The 20587-nt window shown below is 31.7% G+C and carries 25 protein-coding genes; 9 read left to right on the top strand and 16 right to left on the bottom strand.

Annotated features, from left to right (window positions below; genetic code table 11):
- Positions 1 to 78 precede the first annotated feature (78 nt).
- A complete protein-coding gene (locus tag ACUXVC_RS11635; RefSeq protein WP_000286203.1) occupies positions 79 to 264 on the top strand; it encodes a cold-shock protein in 186 nt (61 codons plus the stop codon).
- A 43-nt stretch (positions 265 to 307) separates the two neighbouring features.
- On the opposite strand, the gene ACUXVC_RS11630 is transcribed toward ACUXVC_RS11635, so the two are convergent.
- Positions 308 to 859, bottom strand: coding sequence for a GNAT family N-acetyltransferase (locus tag ACUXVC_RS11630; RefSeq protein ID WP_000885398.1), 552 nt, complete (start codon positions 857 to 859; stop codon positions 308 to 310).
- Positions 860 to 1169: 310 nt separating this feature from the next.
- Here ACUXVC_RS11630 and ACUXVC_RS11625 point away from each other — a divergent pair, with 310 nt between their 5' ends.
- Positions 1170 to 1718 carry a hypothetical protein gene (locus tag ACUXVC_RS11625; protein WP_095690942.1) on the top strand — a complete coding sequence of 183 codons (549 nt, stop codon included), beginning with the start codon at positions 1170 to 1172 and terminating at the stop codon, positions 1716 to 1718.
- Between the two features lie 55 nt (positions 1719 to 1773).
- On the opposite strand, the gene ACUXVC_RS11620 is transcribed toward ACUXVC_RS11625, so the two are convergent.
- The 4 genes from ACUXVC_RS11620 to ACUXVC_RS11605 all read right to left on the bottom strand — a co-directional run bounded on the left by ACUXVC_RS11620 (position 1774) and on the right by ACUXVC_RS11605 (position 5201).
- Complete coding sequence (locus ACUXVC_RS11620) at positions 1774 to 3165, bottom strand: protoporphyrinogen oxidase (protein ID WP_446026055.1); 1392 nt, start codon at positions 3163 to 3165, stop codon at positions 1774 to 1776.
- 177 nt (positions 3166 to 3342) lie between these two features.
- On the bottom strand, positions 3343 to 3492 hold the full coding sequence (locus ACUXVC_RS11615; RefSeq protein ID WP_000417698.1) for an aspartyl-phosphate phosphatase Spo0E family protein: 150 nt from the start codon (positions 3490 to 3492) through the stop codon (positions 3343 to 3345).
- Positions 3493 to 3662: 170 nt separating this feature from the next.
- Positions 3663 to 4607 carry a hypothetical protein gene (locus tag ACUXVC_RS11610; RefSeq protein ID WP_071730188.1) on the bottom strand — a complete coding sequence of 315 codons (945 nt, stop codon included), beginning with the start codon at positions 4605 to 4607 and terminating at the stop codon, positions 3663 to 3665.
- A gap of 33 nt (positions 4608 to 4640) precedes the next feature.
- Positions 4641 to 5201: a helix-turn-helix domain-containing protein gene (locus ACUXVC_RS11605; RefSeq protein WP_098127490.1), complete on the bottom strand. Its 561-nt coding sequence runs from the start codon at positions 5199 to 5201 to the stop codon at positions 4641 to 4643.
- Positions 5202 to 5371: 170 nt separating this feature from the next.
- Here ACUXVC_RS11605 and ACUXVC_RS11600 point away from each other — a divergent pair, with 170 nt between their 5' ends.
- On the top strand, positions 5372 to 6259 hold the full coding sequence (locus ACUXVC_RS11600) for a DMT family transporter (RefSeq protein WP_098976120.1): 888 nt from the start codon (positions 5372 to 5374) through the stop codon (positions 6257 to 6259).
- 25 nt (positions 6260 to 6284) lie between these two features.
- Here ACUXVC_RS11600 and ACUXVC_RS11595 read toward each other — a convergent pair whose 3' ends face one another.
- From ACUXVC_RS11595 to catA, 4 genes are all read right to left on the bottom strand, one after another.
- A complete protein-coding gene (locus ACUXVC_RS11595) occupies positions 6285 to 6794 on the bottom strand; it encodes a GNAT family N-acetyltransferase (protein ID WP_446026054.1) in 510 nt (169 codons plus the stop codon).
- Between the two features lie 155 nt (positions 6795 to 6949).
- Positions 6950 to 7894 carry a GNAT family N-acetyltransferase gene (locus ACUXVC_RS11590; protein WP_141558541.1) on the bottom strand — a complete coding sequence of 315 codons (945 nt, stop codon included), beginning with the start codon at positions 7892 to 7894 and terminating at the stop codon, positions 6950 to 6952.
- 37 nt (positions 7895 to 7931) lie between these two features.
- Positions 7932 to 8456 (bottom strand): GNAT family N-acetyltransferase, encoded by a 525-nt coding sequence (locus tag ACUXVC_RS11585; protein WP_098127487.1) that lies wholly within the window; start codon positions 8454 to 8456, stop codon positions 7932 to 7934.
- Positions 8457 to 8796: 340 nt separating this feature from the next.
- A complete protein-coding gene (gene catA / locus ACUXVC_RS11580; protein ID WP_098127486.1) occupies positions 8797 to 9447 on the bottom strand; it encodes a type A chloramphenicol O-acetyltransferase in 651 nt (216 codons plus the stop codon).
- 200 nt (positions 9448 to 9647) lie between these two features.
- Here catA and ACUXVC_RS11575 point away from each other — a divergent pair, with 200 nt between their 5' ends.
- Positions 9648 to 9830, top strand: a complete 183-nt coding sequence (locus ACUXVC_RS11575; RefSeq protein WP_001060660.1) for a DUF4021 domain-containing protein — start codon at positions 9648 to 9650, stop codon at positions 9828 to 9830.
- 47 nt (positions 9831 to 9877) lie between these two features.
- Here the strand turns inward: ACUXVC_RS11575 and ACUXVC_RS11570 are convergent, their stop codons facing one another.
- A complete protein-coding gene (locus ACUXVC_RS11570) occupies positions 9878 to 12109 on the bottom strand; it encodes an MMPL family transporter (protein ID WP_446026053.1) in 2232 nt (743 codons plus the stop codon).
- A 121-nt stretch (positions 12110 to 12230) separates the two neighbouring features.
- On the opposite strand from ACUXVC_RS11570, the gene ACUXVC_RS11565 reads away from it, so the two are divergent.
- Complete coding sequence (locus ACUXVC_RS11565; protein WP_053564538.1) at positions 12231 to 12854, top strand: TetR/AcrR family transcriptional regulator; 624 nt, start codon at positions 12231 to 12233, stop codon at positions 12852 to 12854.
- Positions 12855 to 12979: 125 nt separating this feature from the next.
- On the opposite strand, the gene ACUXVC_RS11560 is transcribed toward ACUXVC_RS11565, so the two are convergent.
- Together ACUXVC_RS11560 and ACUXVC_RS11555 are read right to left on the bottom strand one after the other, a co-directional pair.
- On the bottom strand, positions 12980 to 13633 hold the full coding sequence (locus tag ACUXVC_RS11560; RefSeq protein WP_053564539.1) for an MBL fold metallo-hydrolase: 654 nt from the start codon (positions 13631 to 13633) through the stop codon (positions 12980 to 12982).
- Between the two features lie 117 nt (positions 13634 to 13750).
- A complete protein-coding gene (locus ACUXVC_RS11555; protein WP_017657653.1) occupies positions 13751 to 14158 on the bottom strand; it encodes a GNAT family N-acetyltransferase in 408 nt (135 codons plus the stop codon).
- Between the two features lie 546 nt (positions 14159 to 14704).
- On the opposite strand from ACUXVC_RS11555, the gene ACUXVC_RS11550 reads away from it, so the two are divergent.
- The gene (locus tag ACUXVC_RS11550) at positions 14705 to 15145 is read left to right on the top strand and encodes a MarR family winged helix-turn-helix transcriptional regulator (protein WP_016081689.1); all 441 of its coding nucleotides are present in this window, start codon (positions 14705 to 14707) and stop codon (positions 15143 to 15145) included.
- Between the two features lie 33 nt (positions 15146 to 15178).
- A complete protein-coding gene (locus ACUXVC_RS11545; RefSeq protein ID WP_098127483.1) occupies positions 15179 to 16000 on the top strand; it encodes a class I SAM-dependent methyltransferase in 822 nt (273 codons plus the stop codon).
- Positions 16001 to 16410: 410 nt separating this feature from the next.
- Here the strand turns inward: ACUXVC_RS11545 and ACUXVC_RS11540 are convergent, their stop codons facing one another.
- From ACUXVC_RS11540 to ACUXVC_RS11525, 4 genes are all read right to left on the bottom strand, one after another.
- Positions 16411 to 16881 carry a DMT family transporter gene (locus tag ACUXVC_RS11540; RefSeq protein ID WP_098127482.1) on the bottom strand — a complete coding sequence of 157 codons (471 nt, stop codon included), beginning with the start codon at positions 16879 to 16881 and terminating at the stop codon, positions 16411 to 16413.
- 16 nt (positions 16882 to 16897) lie between these two features.
- On the bottom strand, positions 16898 to 17593 hold the full coding sequence (locus ACUXVC_RS11535) for a Crp/Fnr family transcriptional regulator (protein ID WP_000431608.1): 696 nt from the start codon (positions 17591 to 17593) through the stop codon (positions 16898 to 16900).
- 19 nt (positions 17594 to 17612) lie between these two features.
- Positions 17613 to 18038, bottom strand: coding sequence for a DMT family transporter (locus ACUXVC_RS11530; protein WP_144488712.1), 426 nt, complete (start codon positions 18036 to 18038; stop codon positions 17613 to 17615).
- 171 nt (positions 18039 to 18209) lie between these two features.
- Positions 18210 to 18695 carry a DUF2798 domain-containing protein gene (locus ACUXVC_RS11525; protein ID WP_446026052.1) on the bottom strand — a complete coding sequence of 162 codons (486 nt, stop codon included), beginning with the start codon at positions 18693 to 18695 and terminating at the stop codon, positions 18210 to 18212.
- 212 nt (positions 18696 to 18907) lie between these two features.
- Here ACUXVC_RS11525 and ACUXVC_RS11520 point away from each other — a divergent pair, with 212 nt between their 5' ends.
- Complete coding sequence (locus tag ACUXVC_RS11520; protein ID WP_446026051.1) at positions 18908 to 19510, top strand: DUF2441 domain-containing protein; 603 nt, start codon at positions 18908 to 18910, stop codon at positions 19508 to 19510.
- Between the two features lie 21 nt (positions 19511 to 19531).
- A complete protein-coding gene (locus tag ACUXVC_RS11515) occupies positions 19532 to 20485 on the top strand; it encodes a nucleoside hydrolase (protein WP_141241068.1) in 954 nt (317 codons plus the stop codon).
- Positions 20486 to 20587 lie beyond the last annotated feature (102 nt).

The following is a 20587-nucleotide window of genomic DNA, read 5'->3' as shown; positions in this document are numbered from 1 at the left end:
ATAAAAAGGTTGTTACCAGCAAGGTTAACAACCTTTTTAATATATAACTAAAATTTTTTACATAAAAGGAGTGGTTACATGTATCGCAATCGAAAGAACGATGTAGCAGAAGTACCACCAGAACAAACCCCTGTTTGGGAATGTGAATCAGAGGATTGTTTAGGATGGATGAGAAAGAACTTTTCATTTGAAGAAGAGCCTAAATGCCCTTTATGTAAAAGTAGCATGAAAAGCGGAGAACGTTTATTACCTAAATTAGGTTAATTTATAATAAAAAAACCCTCTTTTAATTAAGAGGGTTTTTTTATTATAAATTTATGTCCTCAATATCAGTTCGCACTATAGAATACAATAATGCATCGTGTTGCTTATTTCCTTGATGAATATATCCGCGCAATAGACCTTCCTTTTGAAAGCCGATTTTAGATAACATTCTACAAGAAGTAACATTTTCAGGATATGTAATAGCTCCAATTCTAAACAAACCCAAATCTTTAAACCCATAATCAATAATTTCTCGAGCCGCTTCTGACGCATAACCATTTCCCCAATAACGAGGATGCAGGTCATATCCAATCTCAGATCGTTTACTCCATAATTGTAAATTGTTTAGTCCAATTGTTCCTATTAAAACGTTCGTTTCTTTTAACACAATTCCCCATCGTATTGCCTTTTTCTCAAAGTAATTTTTCGAAAAAGATTCGATCATACGTGAAGCTTGTCCAAACTCCGTAAAAGAATTCATACCGTAATAACACGTTACTTCATCCAATGAAAAGATTTCATATATTTTTTGACAATAAGATTGTTCTATTTCAACTAAACGTAAGCGTTCTGTTTCTAATATAGGAAATGCCATAGGATCACTCCTTTCTCTCTACTCATTCATTATATCAGAAAAAATATTTATAATTACTAAAGTCCTTATTGTTCCATAAATCAAACATTTCTAATGACGCATTCCCTCTTTATTCTATATACACGAATTGGATACCTTCTGATTACTACTCAAACATTACGCTATAATTTCCATAAATCGAATTTCAAATTATCAAGAACTGTAAAAAAATTGTTTCTTCATTTTCTCCTTCCAAACAACCACCCTACCCCATACATTTATGGTAAAATATAGTTAATACATTATTTTATTGTGGAGGTGTAAATTTCCTATGTATATATTCATCGGCTTATCCCTCTTACTCATATTACTTATTTTTTTATTCGCAAAAAAATTCACACCAAACTCTTTCATGATGACTAACTTTAAAGGCAATAGCTTTAAGACATTTTCAATCGGTATTTTAATCGCTGCCATACTCTCACTTTCATATGGAACTTATCATGCAGTAACATATCAACCTAGTTATTTAGATATTAAATTAAAAAATCAAAACTACACTGTTTTCGGTAATGTAGGCGAATTCGGTTATTTCTCCGAAGAATTATTAAAAAAAGATACAGAAGTTCAACTATATTTCGTCTCTTGGAAAAAAATGCAGTTAAAAAATCCGGTAATACTTATAGAATATCCTTCAGGAAAACAAGAAACATGGAAGCCAAATATCGTATTAATACCGATAAGTAAATTACAAGAAAAACATGATATAAAAGATATTTATCAACTATCACCGTATTCATTTAAAGAATCTGGAGAAATAACATTAACAATAAAAGAATACAATATAAAAAACAATAAAATTTCCATTCAAATAAAATAAATAAAAACTGTTCCTTCATTTTGCTGAAGGAACAGTTTTTATTTATTCTACAGTATTATTTATTTAATGTAGCCATTATTTCATTGGCAATATTCTTTCCATTTCCAATACACGCACCAATTCCAACACCGTAATATGAGGCACCAGCTAAATATACATTTGGATAAAGATTTGTCATTTTTTCTTGCAATGCTTGAACCGCTTGATTATGTTCTAAATGATATTTCGGCATTAAATCTTTCCAATTTGTAACTTCAACTACTTCTGGTTCACCTTTAATTCCGAGACTCTTTTCAATATCATATAAAGCTACTCGTACTAACTCTTCTTCATTGTAATCCTTGATTGTTTCATATACCGGATTGGTACTCTTATAAAACATTCTAACTAATAATTTTTGTTTACCCGATGTATGTTTCCACTTTCGACTTGTCCATGTACAAGCATCACAATGTAAATCACTGTTTTCCGTTACAATAAACCCCGTACCGTCAGCTGGTAGTTGTTCATCTAGTATGTCAAATCCTAAATAAATACTAATAAGGGATGAGTTTTTAAATGTATTAAACTGCTCATTTAACTCATTAGACTGTAATAAAGTTTGCGCTATATCATGTGGAGCTGCTAAAACAACATAATCTGCTTGTACTGTTTCATGATTTGCAAAAGAAATCTCATATTGATCTTCTTGTTTACTTACAGCCGTCGTTATAGCACCTTTTTTTACGACAGTTTCAGTCAGCACTTCTTCTAAGCGATTAATTATCGTAGATAGTCCACCCTTAAATGATACGAATTTTTTATTTCCTGCTGATTGAAATTGTTTTTTATTCTCTTCAAAACCTTTAATAATACTTCCATACTTATTTTTATAATCCAGTAAATACGGTAATGTAGATGCCATTGTAAGCTCATTCAATTTACCAGAATATACGCCTGAAAGCACAGGAGCAATTTGTCTTTCCACTAACTCTTTCCCTAAAAAGCTTTCTAAAAATAGAGCAAGTGATGTATCTTTCGTAAACTCTTTATTTTTCGTTATGAAATCTTTTAAAGCTACGATTTTCCCCTTCGTTGAGACTAGCGTACTGCTAAACAACGACCGGGCACTCATCGGTATCCCAAATATAGTATCAGAAGGAATTGGATGTAACATGTTTTCAGAATATATGTAAGAAATACCCGTTTCATTATATACCATTTCATTTTCTAAATTTAAATCTTTTGCAAGTGGCATAACATGTTCATTACGAGCAACGATTGAATCCGCCCCTGACTCCATAATGAAATCCTTTTCTTCCACACTATGGATTTTACCACCTAAATACTCTTCTTTCTCAATAAGAATTAAATTTAAATCGATATTATAATCCTTTTTTAATTTTTCTAAATAAAACATAGTAGAAAGTCCCGTTATACCTCCACCGATAACAACAACTGTTTTCATATGTGCTGCGCTCCTAACCGATACAATTAATAATTCCTTTTTATTATAACCAAAAGTCCTTATATTCGACTAGCAAGTTGCGCATTCTGTAAGAAATTAGACAATATATTTTAATATATTTTCAAATTACCTAATAAAAAAGAACTATAACATTTACAAACCCCGTCATAGTTCTCTTTATTTTAAAAACATAAAGTAATTGATTAATTTGTCTAGTTCTTGACTCAATGCCAATACTTTTTCATGTTGAATTCCATAATCCGATACTAAATATAAAAGTTCTTCTTTTTTTATTTCAATTACTTTTTCCAATTTCGCTAGTTCCATGTCGTTTTACATCTCTCCAAAAATAAAATGTATGTATTTCAGTATAGCCTACTTACATAATTAGTAAAAGTAAAATACGCATGTAAAATCTTACATATTTGAAAAAATAATATACTACTAACAAAAAAAGAAACTAGATTAAACTTCCTTTTACAGATTATTGACGTTCATTAAGAATGAATAACATACCGGAATTTTTCTAATGTTATATCTTTATAATTTGGAGCTCTCTTTATATGATTAAAATAACTATATGAGAATTTAAATACATGACCAAAATCCCAATCGAATTCACTATAGTCTTTTATCCAAAATATATTTTCAGTTGGTAAAATATTTGCACGTTTAGATTGAATTAAAGGTAATCGATCTATGGGTGAGTGTAAAGTTATTTCCGTATTCAGCTTGAGCTTTTGGCTAGCTCTTAGTACGTATACTAGTTTTAAAAGCGGACGTATCCCTCGTTGAAATAGATCTATATGTCCTAAATCGTACATTATATTAATTGCGTGGGAGTATGTAAGCAAATGCCCAATTAAATCATGATGTGATTCTGCTCGATAAATACTATTAAATTTCGATAACTCATTTAAAACGAATCGAGATACTTGTGTTGGATTACTCAATTCACTTTGTATCTCATCTTCAAAACTTAATTGTTTTACTTCTTTCATCGTATAACCAATCCACGATCTACCTGGAATTGTTTTTCGAAATGATAAAATAAGAGTAGTAATCCCTTCAATTGCTTGATTATCTCCCCATTTTTGTAGCTCTTTCATAGCTAATAAGCTTAATGACGCATAAATGACGTTATGCCCGACCCAATGAAGTTCATCAATCGTTTGTTCTAAAGATTTTATAATCATATTCTCCGCAATTTGAAAATCTATTTCTTTTTTATCATCAATCATCTCACCAATTTTTTTCTTGCTTAGCATCATCCTTGTTTGCGAATGTATATTACGAGCTGTTTCTTCATCAATATGATTATCTTTCATAAAAAAATAACTAGCAATTGCAGCTGCTCCAAAATGTGCATGCCAAATATCATTTGTTTCTTTTTTACATTGAGAAATAATTGAAAGACCGCCTTTTAAAATACTTTTTCCCATTTTCTTACTCCCCTAATAAAAATCACTATATTTTCATCCTAAAGATGGTGTCAGGACAAATAAAATGTGATTCGATTCATCACTTTTATTCAAAAATCGATGCTTCACATTCGGTGGAATACGTACAACATCGCCTTCTTCTAAAAAATATTCTTTTCCCTCCAATTCCACATACACTTCCCCTTTCATAATTACAGCAATCTCTTCCTTATCTTCATGGGAATAATGGCTTTCTGTTGTGTTTGCTCGTTTATTTAAATCCATCATTAACATTTCAATACGTGCTTTCATAAAATCAGGTGTTAATACATCATATACAATGTGATCATTGTTTTCCCTATATACTTTTTTTCGATCTTTTTTCTTAGAAATGAGCGAATCTGTATCAATATCGTTAATAAAAAGTGTAAACAGCGGTACATTTAATGCTTTTGCAATTAATTCCAAAACATTTAAAGAAGGATTAGCATGTCCTCTTTCAATTTGGCTAATTAACGACGTACTAATCCCTGCATAATCAGCGAATTCACGAATTGTCATATTATTTTTCTTACGATAACTTAATACTGTTTGCCCAAGCCTATCATGTACCATAGTAAAACTTCCTTTCGTCCATCATAATGCATGTTTCGTTGTCTTTGTGCTGACATACTAAACAAAGGCAAATAACCCTTCCCTATTATCTCCGGGACTTATATACTTACCTTTGTACATTATATCGTATTAAGTTTATTATAATAAACATTCTATCGGAGGGACAAACTTTGAAATCACCTATTCTTTCATATTGCATCTTATTTTTTGGTGTATTCGCCTTATCAACTTCAGCTATTTTTGTAAAATTGGCAGATGCTCCTGCGACAATCATTGCTTTTTACCGATTATTCTTTGCCACACTAATTCTGTTACCGTTATTACTATTTAATAAAAATAGTCGAAATAAGCTAAAAACTTTAACGAAAAAACAATGGGCACTTGGATTCGTATCTGGGCTATTTTTAGCTGCACATTATGTACTATGGTTTGAATCATTACAATATACTTCTGTAGCAAGCTCTACAGTTATCGTAACGTTACAACCTTTGTTCTCAATGATTGGTGGTTATTTTTTATTTAAGGAGAGATTTACGAAAGGAGCAGTTATTGGTTGCCTCATCGCTATTTCAGGTAGTATCATCATTGGCTGGCAAGATTTCCAAATTAGCGGAGAAGCATTATATGGAGATATTTTAGCATTTATCGCTGCCGGTATCATTACTGCTTATTTTTTCATTAGCCAACACGTTCGTAAAGATTTAGCACTTATACCATATTCGGTAATTAGTTATGGAAGTAGTGCTGGCTTTCTTGGTATATTTGCTTTCACGCAACAAGAATCTTTCATCCATTACTCTACACAAACTTGGTTGTGCTTTATTGGATTAGCTTTCATTGCTACAATTTTAGGACAAACCATTTTTAATTGGTTATTAAAATGGATAAGTGCTACTGTAATTTCAATGAGTATTTTAGGTGAAACAATTGGCACTTGTATACTAGCGTACTTTATATTACATGAGACCATTTCTTTACAACAAGGACTAGGAATTACCGTTATTTTTATTGGTTTAGTATTATTTTTAATACAGCCAAATTCTAATAAAAAAGCATGACAGTATACTGTCATGCTTTTAACTACTAATTATGTACAATTAAACCCTCCGGTCTAAAACGACTCATCATAATTTCATTAATAAACTTTCCGTGAGCTTTCAAATTCCCTATCTTTACTCCCTCTTCTACAAATCCAAATTTTTCATATAAAGCTTTTGCTTTTGGATTCGTTTCTAACACACCTAGTTCTACTCTCTCTAACATTAACCAATTATCAGCCAAATCAAGCATCTTCGTAAGAAGTGCTTTCCCAATTCCTTTATTATGATATTCACTATCAACCCCAATGAATAAATCGCCTGAATGAGATCTTCGTCCCGGACTTTGTGTTAAACCTACAAACCCAACAATTTCTCCATCATATTCTGCAACAAATTCAAATTGATTTGGTGCTAAATTTCGAATTCTATTTTCCATAGCTTCTACACGCATGCTAGGTAAGAAAACCATATACGGTAAAACGTCATCCTGTATACATATACGATGAATTGCTCTAGCATCTTGTATTTCTACTGCTCTAACGTTGATCCCCATCTTTCTCTCCTCCATATAAATAACAATATATTTGTGGTATATTCTAGAAACGTTCACGAATGACCTTCTCGTCCGTATTTCTTTATGTCATTTTTACATAATTATTTCGATATAATACTTAATTTCCAAAAAGATTAACAACTATATCTATATGGTTAACTTTTCACTTTATTATATAAATTAAGCAAATTTTCAATTGGAATACCATTTAGTTTCATGCCGACTATATCACAATTTTCTATTTCAATATTTTTCAGATTACTATTACTTATGGTGCTACCTTCCAAAACACATTTATCGAATAAAATAGGTTCCTTCTCATCTCCGAGACTTGTATTTTTAAATTGCACTCCACCTAAAGTCACCAAATTAAATTTACTACCAGAAAGATTTAAATCTGCATATGATGACCATCTAAAATTTATATTTCTAAACTTTGATTGACTTACATTACAATTACTCATATTCGTATTCATTATATTGCTACCAACAAATGAACTGTTTTTTAAATTCACTTGATAATACTCTGTATTTGCTAAATTACAGTTTTCGTATTGACTATTTTTCATATCTTTATTTGTAACTACACTCTCTTTATTTGAGCTTGTTTTTATTCTTTTCACGTAACAATACTCATCTTCCGATTCAAAAATCATTTGGTAGCCCATCTTTTTATAAAAGTGATGATTATTAATTTGTCTACTAGATATTTCGAGATCCCAAATCTTTATGTTTGGATATTCCTTTTCTATTAATTTCATAACATGTGATCCAATTCCTTTTCCTTGATAAACAGGATCTACAAAAATACGATCAATTCGACCATACGACTTACCAGAAATCGTAACTATTATCCCTCCAATTATTTCTTTATCCATTACAACTTTGAAAGAATTCAATTCTTCAATGGAATATTCCATCATTTCAACTGAAGAATATCCTGGCGGTTGAATGTTATAATCAACGACATCATCTTGGCCGTATAGCCACTGTTTTGCTTCTGCATCAAATGTTCTTTTCATTATTTCTGTTAATTTCTCAGCATCTAAAATTGTAGCTTTTTCTATAGATATTTTCGTCATTTTCGTTTTCCCTTTCATTATTACAAACCAACCATTTTTGTGAATGGCATAATTATCAATTCACTTTTGTTTTTAATGCTTTTCCCATTATTACATATGGAACATCATTTTTACTTGGATGAAATGGTTCTAATACATTTACCCAATCTAATCTTTCATATAACGAACGTGCTTTTTCATTGTTTATTTGTGTTGTTAAAACACTCGTTCTATTTGGAATCCCTTCTAGTAATTCATTATGTAATTTCGTTCCAAGACCTTCATTTTGATATTGTGGGTGGACTGCTAACTCTACAAATTCAAAACAATCTTGTAACCATTCGTCTACTTGCTCTAGATGTAACGCTTCTCTCATTAATTGATTATAGTACTGTCCCTCCATTGAGCGATAACCATAAGTAAAACCAACTACTTCATTTTCATCATTTATTGCTACTATACCTTTAAAACCTGTATATTCTATATGCCTGTTCATTCGCTCGATCATTTCATTGAAATTTGTTTTCTCAAATACTTTACAATACAAATTTGCCATATTCCCAATTAAGATCTCCTCTTTTTCAATGCTTACAAATTTCACTTTACTCCCCCCTATTAAAACATTTATATCCTTTTTTTGAAAACTAAGAAAATTAACACTAATCACTCTCTTTACTATTAAACTACAAATCACCCTATATTTTCCACAGTTACTTAGTATTAATGAATAATAAAAAGAGACCATGTAATATAAACATGGTCTCTTCTTTTATTCATTTTCAATTTTATCCCGCTATTTGCCGGGCAGTAAGACCCCCACCTCAAAATTCAGCGAAAGCAAAGAAGTTAGGTGGGGGATCAATTGCCCGTAAAATCCCGATTGGTGAGGGCTGAATCCCCCACTGATTAAAGTTTCACTTTATATAATTAAAAATTAGATATTACTTAAGCCACTCGTTGCAAGTATTACTTAACTGCTGTAAATCTTCTATAAATTTACTCGCATCATATCCATCACAAACCGAATGATGTACTTGCAATGAAACTGGTAGCATAACCTTGTTTCCTTCGTTAAAATATTTCCCACAAGTTATAATTGGCAATAGAAAATTTTCATCATTATTAATATTAAGATTAAATCCAGTAAAACTAGTCCAAGGTATGCTAGAAATCAGAAATACATTAGGCGGAATATTTTCTTTCGTGAAAAGACCATGAACACTAGCATAGTATCTCATATCGTCTTCATACTTTTTATAGAAAGTGCGGAAATCACTTGAATAATCCGTCCATATACTTGAAAAAGACTTATCATCTTTATGAAAGATTGTATAACTCGGTATCATTTCCTCCCAATAGCCTAAAACTCCTTCATCGTTAAAACATGTTCGAAATTTTTTATGATTATTTACTACTCTAGAAATTAAATATATAAAAACGGGATAAAATTTTATTCCCTTTTGATATACTTCCTCTAATAACATCGTGATATCAACATTCACAGTCATACTAAATGTACATTTCAACTTTAAATAATGCTCAAAATACCGCTCTCTATTCCAATCTTCTCTATCAATTACATGAAACTTCATTCTAATAGCCTCCTAAAATTTTCTTTTTATTTTAGAAGGCTAATTCCCTTGCTTTCACCATACTTTGTCACTCCTAACAGTTTACAATTCACCCTAATTATTCATTTAATTATATAACATATGTAAGAATCAATTCACATATTTCTGGAAATCCATCCACATACTATAGATAAATCAAATGAAATTTGGAGGATACATACATGAATAACAAAAATATGAATAAAAAAGAAAATGTTACTGAAAACACTACATCTATTCAAAATAATAATACTGCAAATCTTACTATCGAAGAACAAGCAATGAACGGCTTATACGGAATGCCCGAAACAACAATTGAAGATGCTGATCACGCTGCATCTGATGATTTGACTTCAAAAAATTAATTAACTACATTGAAAAAAGCCAAGGAAAATATCCTTGGCTTTTTTAACTATGCATCCACCTTTTGTATTTCTTCACTCTTTCTTGAAAGTTTACCTGGCCAAAAAGCAAATCGGCCTAAAACTACTGTAATCGCGGGTACAAGTAACGGTCTTACGATAAACGTATCTAGTAATACGCCAATTGCAGTTACAATACCAAATTGAACTAATACTTGAATTGGAAGTGTACCTAACACTGCAAAAGTTCCTGCTAAAATTAAACCAGCCGATGTAATAACACTACCTGTTTGTATTACACCATTTTTTACTGCATCCAAGTGATTTTGTGTCTTTCTGTTTTTCCATATTTCTGAAACCATAAAGATATTATAATCTTCACCTAAAGCAACTAAAAATACGAATGCGTACAACGGTATCGCACCTTGAATGGCCGGCGCACCCATACCGTAATGAAGTAATATCCATCCTGCTCCTAACGCTGAGAAGAATGATAAAACGACAGTTACAATTAAATAAATCATCGCAACAACCGATCGTAAGTAGACAAGTAATAGTAAAGCGATAATGCTAATCATTACTGGAATAATTACTGATTCATCACGTTCCGTAATTTGCTTTGTATCATATAATGAAGCTGTTTCCCCACCAATCAATAATTGATCTTTAGCATTACTAATCCCAGCATCTTTTAATACTTTTTCTATACTAGTTTTCAATTTAGGAATTTGATCTAACGCTTCAATTGAGTATGGATTTTCCGCTAAAGAAACTTCATACATTTGTATTTGCTTATTTTCTTTTCCCTCTTTTGGCTCTTTCACTGTATTTACGAAAGAAAATTTCTCTAGTTCTTGTTTAATAGGAAGCTCTTTGCCTTTCGTATCAACAACAACTTTTATTGGTGCTAGTTCACCAGCTGAGAAATGATCACTAATTAACGTAAACCCTTCACGAGAAGGCATATCCTTTGGAAACGACTCTAATAAGTCATATGTGTATTGAATACGTGGTACGAATGAAGCCAATCCGCCTAATACAAATACAGTTAGCATAATTATTGTCCACGGTCTTCGTACTACAATATCTCCAAGTTTTTTACTAAAGGAGCCTTTTGATTTTTCAACTTTTACAGCCCTCTTTTTCTTTCTTGCAAACTCCTCATTCATTGAAGTTGTTCTCGGTATAAACGGGAAAAATGCAATCCTACCGAATATTAATAATAGTGCTGGTAAAATCGTTAAAGCAGCGATTCCCATTATAAATACAGCAACACTAAATGGTACTGCAAATCGATGAAAGGCTCCATAATGAGCAAGTAGTAATGTTCCTAATCCAAGTACAACAGTTAATGCACTCATTATAATTGCACCGCCAGAAGCTTTAATCGCAAGTTGTAATGCTTTATATTTACTTTCTTCTTCTAACAAGTACTCTCTATATCTCGAAATTAAAAATAGACAATAGTCCGTTCCAGCGCCAAACAATAATACTGTCATAATTGATATCGCTTGGGCATCTACTTTAATCCATCCGTGATCAGCTAAAAAACCGAGTGTAGGACTAATAATACCGTATGCAAAGCCAACAACAAGTATAGGTAAAATCGCTAAAATTGGTGAACGATACAGTAAAATTAACAAAACTAACACTAGTAGTACAGTAGCCACTAACAATTTCACATCTGCTTGACTAAATAAACTAACTGCATCCGTTTGAATACCTACAGGTCCTGATAATCGAACATGTAAACCAGATTCACTTATTTTTTGTTTAAATGGATCTTCATCCACCTTACTATTCACTATTTTTCTAAACTCTTCAAGATTTCCTTTTAATATATCTGTACCAGCAGATTTATTAAAAAATACCGGTGTAACAAATGATGTACCATCTTTTGATGCACTTTTTGATAATACTTGCTCTGGGATTGTATCAAATGGTGGTAACGTTGATTGTTCTTTTAAAGGACTAGCTTTTAACTCCTTATAAACATCTTGTATGAGTTTATAATCCTGTGACTGTAATCCACCATCTCTATACCATACTACTAACAACGGATTCCCTGCATTATTCGGAAACTCTTTTTTCATAAGCGCTTCCGCTTGCTGTGACATAGCTGTTTCAGGTAAATTTTTCGGATTCGGTTCTTTCGTACTGTTTACTTGTGGTAACGTAAATGAAAGTAATAATGTAATAAGAATCCACACCGATAAAGTGATCCATTGCGTATTTTTCCCTGCCACAAGCCTCCCTAACATATGTAACGGGTGCTTTTTCATAAAAACCCACCTTCCTTTTTTCCTCCATTATTAATTATATATACTGGTCGGTTAATTAATCAAGAATGATTGAAAATTATGTTATAATTATCTCAATCATAAATGTCAGGAGCGAATGTATTTGGAACAAAAACAACGTCCTCTCGGAAGGCCGCGTCAAAATAAAAATACAAAATCTACAAAAGAAACCATTTTAGAAGTAGCAACCCGCTTATTTCTTACACAAAATTATCAAGTCGTTTCTATGGATGAGGTCGCAAAAGTTTGTGGTGTTACGAAAGCAACTGTCTACTATTACTATTCAACAAAAGCCGATTTATTTACCGCTACTATGATCGAAATGATGGTACGTATACGTGAGAATATGTCTCAAATACTCTCTACAAACAAAACGTTAGAAGAAAGATTATTAGACTTCGCTAAAGTTTACTTACACGCAACGATGGATATTGATATGAAAAATTTTATGAAAGATGCAAAACTGTCGTTATCTGAAGAACAATTGAAAGAATTAAAAAATGCTGAAGATAATATGTATGAAGTACTAGAAAAAGCACTCGATAATGCGATGCACATCGGAGAAATCCCAAAAGGAAACGCTAAATTTGCGGCTCATGCTTTCGTATCTTTATTATCAATTGGGAATTTTAAAGATGAAAATCACAATCCTATTCTTGCAAATATAGATGAATTATCACAAGAAATCGTTTCTTTTTATTGGAACGGATTAGGTCATTCATATTAAACTGATTTGCTTTAATAAAAGAGCATGTTTGATTTTTTTCAAACATGCTCTTTTTATAATTTATTTATATACTAATAATCAGATTATACTTCAATGCTGTTTAACAAAAAATTTCACTTTAACTTTTACAAATTTTGAAGTTGAACATTTATATTCCCCTTACTAAATCCCCCATGGTAACAAACTACAGATTCAATATGTAAATTTAAATACTTCTTCAAAGACTGCTGTGCTTCCTTAATATTTATAGTTGTTGGGGCGTGAATTCCTCCTAACATCCCATTCACACTATACATAGAGTCTCCTGCAATAAGAATTTTACTTTGTTTCAAATATAAACTAATATGACCCGGAGTATGCCCTGGAGTATGAAGAATTAGTATTCCACCGCAATACGGAAGTTCTTGCCCGTCAATCACAGTATCACTCACTTTTCCTTTTGGTCGGTTCTCTATATTTCCGTCCTTCAATAAAGGTAAATCCCCCTCGATATATGGCTTATCTAGTTCGTGCGCATAAACTTTAATATTACTTCGACAGCGCTGCAACAACTCCGGAAGACTACCTATATGATCAATATCCTGATGCGTCAAAATCACGACTTTTAACTTATCAAATGATACCCCAACCTTTTCCATCTCTACTTGTATATCTTCAATTTGTCCTGGGAAACCCGTATCTATTAATACTGCCATTTCATCATCCCATAAAAGAATTGGATGAATAACAAATTCTTGAAATTCAAGTTGTAACATTTCTATCCCTTTAGCGATCTCCATACAGCCATTCTCCTTTATATTAAAGTTTAAAAATATATACGAGTAAACTGAAAATATAAAGTGAAACTTTAATCAGTGGGGGTTTTACTGCCCGGCAAATAGCGGAATAAAGCACCTCTATCTTATAATATGTTTTGTCATACCAATAGAGAATGCCTCAAACCCTATAGATTCATAGTAAGATTGCAATTTTTCTACACACATAAGTTGTGGAATAACCTTGTTTTGTTCACAGTGCTGGATTAATCGTTTCACTATTTCTTTTCCGATGCCACTAGACTGATATTTTGGCAATACACCAACTCCACAAATAATGCCTGTTATGACTCCATCTGATATGACACGCCCCATCCCTACTAACCTCTTATCATCAAAAACATAAATTGCATACCAACTTTGCTTACACATTCGTTCTAACTCGTTAACCGTTAATTTAAGAGAATTCCATTCTAAAGATTCGTATAAGGATAATAATCCATTAAAATCTGTAGGTTGTTCACTTGTGTAGCGTATACTATTTTCCATGTAAATACTCCCTATTCTCTGGCTTGTTTATATTTCATAAAATTCCCATTACACAAATCTGATCGATGTAAAAATAACTAGAACAAACTTCAATAAGAAAGATAAAATTCCTTCTCAACATAAAATAAAAAGAAGTTATCTCACTTAAGATAACTTCTTTTATATAAGACTCTCATTATATTATCAACCAAAAAATATACAACTGCATACGATTAGCACAAACAAAACTAATAAACCATTTGAGAAATAACCCATTGAAAACTACCCCTTTATTAAATTATGTAAAAGATTTTATCATAAAATGATTTACAACTTAATAACTGAAAAAGACATTGTATTCATTAGTTATATATGTTTAGTAATATTTTATATTCGGTTATATTCTCGTTCCCTAAAACCACTTCTCGCACCTTCATAATTCAGTCCACATAAATTCAAAAAAACAGTTATTAGTAAACGTTCATTTACTATAAAGAGTAATTTCAATTGATTTATAGTAAATTTAGTAATAAAATAATAACTAAATTCATAAAGGAATCAAAAACAATGAACCAAAACGAATTATTAAACGAATACATGAATTTATTATTAAATATGTCAGGTACTTTTAAATTACTATCGGAGAAATCCTCAGAATTTACACATTTAGAACAACACGTAGTAGAGTATATCGCCCAGCAAAAGGTGCCTGTAAACTTAAAAATGATTGCTAGTTATTTAAACATCCCTAAACAACAATTAAGTGTAACAGTGCGTAACTTAGAACAAAACGGATACATCATAAAAAAGCAAGATATGGTAGACAAAAGAGCTATATTAATCTCTCTGACAGAAAAAGCTGAAAAAGTACATTATGAGAGATGGAAACAAATATATAATAATTTCACAGTAAACCTCGAAAAGTTATCTGAAGAAGATAGGCGGGATTTAACTTATGGACTATATAAAACAAATACAATGCTCTCAAAAATGTTAAATAACGACTAAATATATTGTTTATTATTAAACGGAGGATGTTTCATGGTTAAAGAATTAGATTTGCAATCTGTACAAGGTACAATGCTTATTCCACTATGGGGAAGAGCATATGGCAGTGAGAAAAATAAGGATATTTTAGATGATATAGAAGCTATTCAAATAATTAAAGAATGTGATTTTGACTTCTCAACAATAGCAAATACATTTGGCGAATACGGATGTATCACATACATTACCCGTGCACGAAAAATTGACGATACGATAAAACAATTTATAATAAAACACCCGAATGCTACTATTGTAAACATCGGTTCCGGACTAGACACTACTTTTTCAAGAATCGATAACGGTACAATACATTGGTACAATCTTGATTTGCCCGATGCAATCTCTTTTCGCAAAACTTTAATTGAAGATACTCCTAGAAACATTAGCATTGCTAAATCATTTTTTGATACTTCTTGGTTTGACGATATAAAATATAATCCAAACGACGGTATTCTTTTTATATCAGCAGGTGTGTTTTATTACTTTAAAGAAGAAGATTTAAAAAAGATCGTAGTCGCTATGTCAAAACGTTTCCCTGGAGGAGAATTATATTTTGACGCTGAATCAAAGTTCGCACTGAATCTTTCGAATGCTACTGTAAAGAAATCTGGTAATAAGGGTGCTATGATGTATTTTTACGTAAATAATCCAAAATCAATAGAAAAATGGTCCTCTACAATAAAAGTATTGAGCTGCTCCCCTTTCTTTAAAGATATAGCTACAAATAAAGATTGGGACGGTAGTACGCGTATAATGATGAGAATTGTAAACTTAATAAAAATGTTGAAGTTTGTTCATTTACGGTTCAAAAAATAAAAAGTAAAGAAGAGCTCAATACATTTATACTTAGTTCATAAATGTTAATTTTAATAAAATCAAAGGCAGAAACATAATTGTGAAGTGAAACTTTAATCAATGGGGGCTTTGCTCATCCCCCACTGATTATTAGCCCTCACCAATCGGGCTTTTACGGGCAGCCCGCTCCCCACCTAACTTCTTTGCTTTCGCTGAATTTTGAGGTAGGGGTCTTACTGCCCGACAAATAGCGGGATAAAATCTTGCATGCACTTTACGTAGGAGCTAAAATGTTGAATCTCATCGATTTCCAAATCATGTACACCATCTTGCAACATATGTTGAATCACTTACCCTCTCTTCTTATAACCCACTTACTACTTTTTAAATGTATATGTTCTGACCGTCAATAGCTTTTACCTTTAAATTCTTTAAACCCTATCCTTTTTTATATGAATAGCTTTCTTATTCGAAAATAGATTTTTAAAAATTCCTACTCCCACAATTAATAAACCTATACCAACTAATTTATTAATTTGTAATGGAATGCTCTCCATTCCAAATAATCCAAATGTATCAATACATAACGCAACGACCAATTGAGTAATAAGACTAATTAGCACCGTATATGCTGGACCTAAACTCTTTATTGCACCCATTATACAAATAATTAACCCAATGCCAAACAGTCCACTTACATAAAACAAATAATTTGCAGTATACACTTTAATGCTAATACTGTTTTCTGTAATGATATAAAATAGAATAGAACTAATGAGACCTATTCCAAGGACACATGTAGTCGTTAACCACTGTCCTACATTTTCATTTACTTTTGCATTAAAAACAGATTGTAAGCTAATTAATATTCCTGCTAATATAGCTAAACTAAATCCAATCAAAATCTTCCTCTCCCTTTCATTGCTCATATATATTATCTTTAGCGACTTCCTTCATTCTAGAAAAATCTTTAATTACAATAACTCCATTACTCTTTTCAATTAATTTTTCATTATAAAATTTTTGTAATACCCGTATTACGTGCCTATAACTTACCCCTATAAAATCTGCAATACTCGTTACCGAAGTTGCATCCAAATCCCCTTTATACATATTCCCGTTACTATCTGTTGAAATTGAAAGTAAATAACTAGCTACACGTACTTCTACAGGATACAGTAAATTAAGAGCAGTAAAACGAGTCGATATTTTTAACGTGTTCGCAATGTTTTCAAGCAAGAACTTCATAAATATAGGATCATGTAATAACTTGTTTCTAATAACCGTATTAGAAATAGAGATTGCTACAACATCTGAACAAGCTTCAACGACATTATGTGCTTTGCTATTTTGAATTAATTCAATATCACCAACAATTGCGAGTGGATTGATAAAGCGAAGGATTAGTTTCTTCCCTTCAGGTGTAATCGTATAAACTTTTACTTTACCTTTAACAACAAAATATAAACGATCCATTTCGTCATCTATATTGCAAATAAGCTCGCCTTTTTCAAAATGATTTAATTGAAAATATGCTGTATCTATTTCTGAAAAAACCTCGAGCGTTTTATTGATTTTCAAATAATGCGTAATTAAACTTGATCTATTCTCCATATTCATTTCCTCCTTTCATTTACATATTAAATACAACAATACCTATAATCATTACTATTGTTCCCACAATATGATATCTCTCCATCTGTATCTTTTTTATATGAAACAGTCCTTTCATTTCAATAACTGTTGCCGTTAACAATTGAGCAACCATTAGTGTGCCAGCTGTCAATGTAACTCCTAGTGAATATATTGCCATAGTTTCTGCACAAATAATGAATCCACCAAATGCACCCGCTACTAAATATATTTTTTTTACACTCTTTAAATCCGTTACTTTCTCTTCTTTCTTTAACAAAAATACAGCTGTTGCAATAATGAATCCAATTAAATGGGTTATAATACTCGTCGACCATATACCGATATGTGAACTAAGTTTCGCATTAAAGGTTCCTTGAAGTGTTATAAATATCCCCGCAAAAACAGCAAATAGAATACCTTTCAAAAAATCATCTCCTCATCCTTTATTTCTGACTTAATTAAAAACCATCATCCTATAATGGCAAAAGGACAAATGTCACATCACTATGAAAATAACTTGGAATGAAAAAAAACACACCTCAAAAATGCGAGATGCGTTTTTAATTATTTATATATAATGTTTTATAAATAAAAATTACGCTACATTAAAAGATTTCTTTTTCATAACAAACTTTGCAAATAAGAAACGTACAAGCGGTCCCATAATAATTAATTGTAATGGATATGCCATTATGAAATTTTTAATAAAAATCGAAAAATAAATTAAAACAAATGAATCTCCTTGTAGCCCACCATGTAAATGCATCATAGCCATACCGAAAAATGACATAAAGAACACCATTCCGATTACCATAGTTGTCGCCATTGCAACGATAATATTTATTTTCTTAGATTTATCAAATGGCAACATGAATACAATTTTTTTCGCACAAGGTCCAACTATACTTATTTCAATTAATAGCGCAATAATAAAGCCAATTAATAGTTCTAATGCAATCTCTTTAATATAAATTGGTCCTCCTGTTTCATTCATTAGTAAATTGTAAAACGTCATTACGATAACCATTCCAAAGCACATCATCATGCCAAATTGGAGGTTTTCTTTTCTTGTTGTTGGCAAATTTCATCATCCTCTCTCTTTGAGTCTTTGTCATTATATCGACATTGGAACCCCCTTCGTAAGTGAACATTTTGTGAACAAATTTAAAACGTTTTCATGTATTTTCTTTACTTTCAACTCAAATTCTCACTTTTACTTATAAAGGTTTTATATATTTCAATGTTGAATTACTAAATTTAACATTGCATTACATTATTACTAGGAGGATAACCATGAATGAAACAGAATTTTACGCATATCACATCGTAACAAGGAAAAGAATGCATATCGGACAAATGATTCCTTTTAAAAAAAATCAACACAATACTCTATATAACTTCTTTTTTGAAAGAGAACAATTAAATTTTAGTGGTGAAGATGGCATACAAATTTTAAATAATCACTATAAAAATGACGAATTACATATAAATAATGAAAATGCTAAAGTAGTTATGAATTATATGAATCAAACAATTAGAGCAGTTAGAGAAACAATTGTAGAAATGGTTAGACTACAAGAATTCCCTGAATACCCTTCCAGGTTATCTTGTTTATATGCTGCTAAGAGCTATGAGGATGCTTTGAAATGGAAAGCGCTATTTGATTCTTACAATCGAGAAGTTTTACAGATTGTTAAACTACGAGTAATCGGAAGTTCTTTTGAAGGTGACGGGAATCTTTTACCGAAAGAAGATGGTATTCCTTTTTCTCAAAAAATCGAACAAGCTAGAAAGTATTGGAAAGGAAATATTAGAAATGAGCTTCCTGAGCTACTGATTAATGGAGAAATTGAAGTGGTGGAAATTATTGATGACTTTTCCTCAATTCATATTTAATTTCTAACTAAATCATATAGGATGGAGATTACAATGAAAAAAAAAGTATACTTCAATCATGATGGCGGCGTAGATGATTTAATTTCATTATTTTTATTACTTCAAATGGAAAACGTTGAACTTACCGGTGTATCTGTTATCCCAGCAGACTGCTATTTAGAACCTGCAATGTCTGCAAGTCGTAAAATTATTGATCGCTTCAGCAAAGATAATATTGCAGTAGCCGCTTCAAACTCTCGCGGGCAAAACCCGTTTCCTAAAGACTGGCGGATGCATGCATTTTATGTAGATGCTTTACCAATTTTAAATGAGTCTGGAAAAGTTGTAGCACCCATGGCAGCAAAGCCTGCACATCACCATTTAATAGAAACACTTCTACAAACGGAAGGAAAAACAACTTTATTATTTACCGGGCCCCTAACTGACCTTGCTCGTGCGTTATATGAAGCTCCCATAATTGAAGATAAAATTGAATGTCTCGTTTGGATGGGTGGTACATTTCTTACAGCAGGCAATGTACATGAACCAGAGCATGATGGAACAGCTGAGTGGAATTCGTTTTGGGACCCTGAAGCAGTGGCTCGTGTATGGGATGCAAAAATTAAAATCGACTTAGTGACACTAGAAAGTACAAACCAAGTTCCGTTAACTATAAACATACGTGAACAATGGGCAAAAGAACGAAAGTATATTGGTATGGATTTCCTTGGTCAATGCTATGCAATGGTTCCCCCTCTCGTTCACTTCTCAACGAACTCTACCTACTATTTATGGGATGTACTAACTACCGCGCTTGTCGGAAACACTAACCTTGCAAAAACTGAAACAATTAATAGTATCGTTCATACATACGGACCAAGCCAAGGACGTACAGAGGAAACTGCTGATGGACGACCTGTAAATGTCGTTTATGATGTAAAACGTGATGTATTCTTTGAATATATTACTGAATTAGCAAAGAAAGCTTCTACTTGAACCACTATCTATACGAAAAATAAATAGAATAAAATCACTTCAGACGATGAACCCCTATATTTAGAATTTAGTTGAAACTACATATTTAACTATTGAAAAGAG

The sequence above is a fragment of the Bacillus sp. N6 genome, assembly GCF_052805735.1.
The sequence above is the reverse complement of the archived record's forward strand: the minus strand, read 5'-3'. Positions and strand labels throughout refer to the sequence as shown.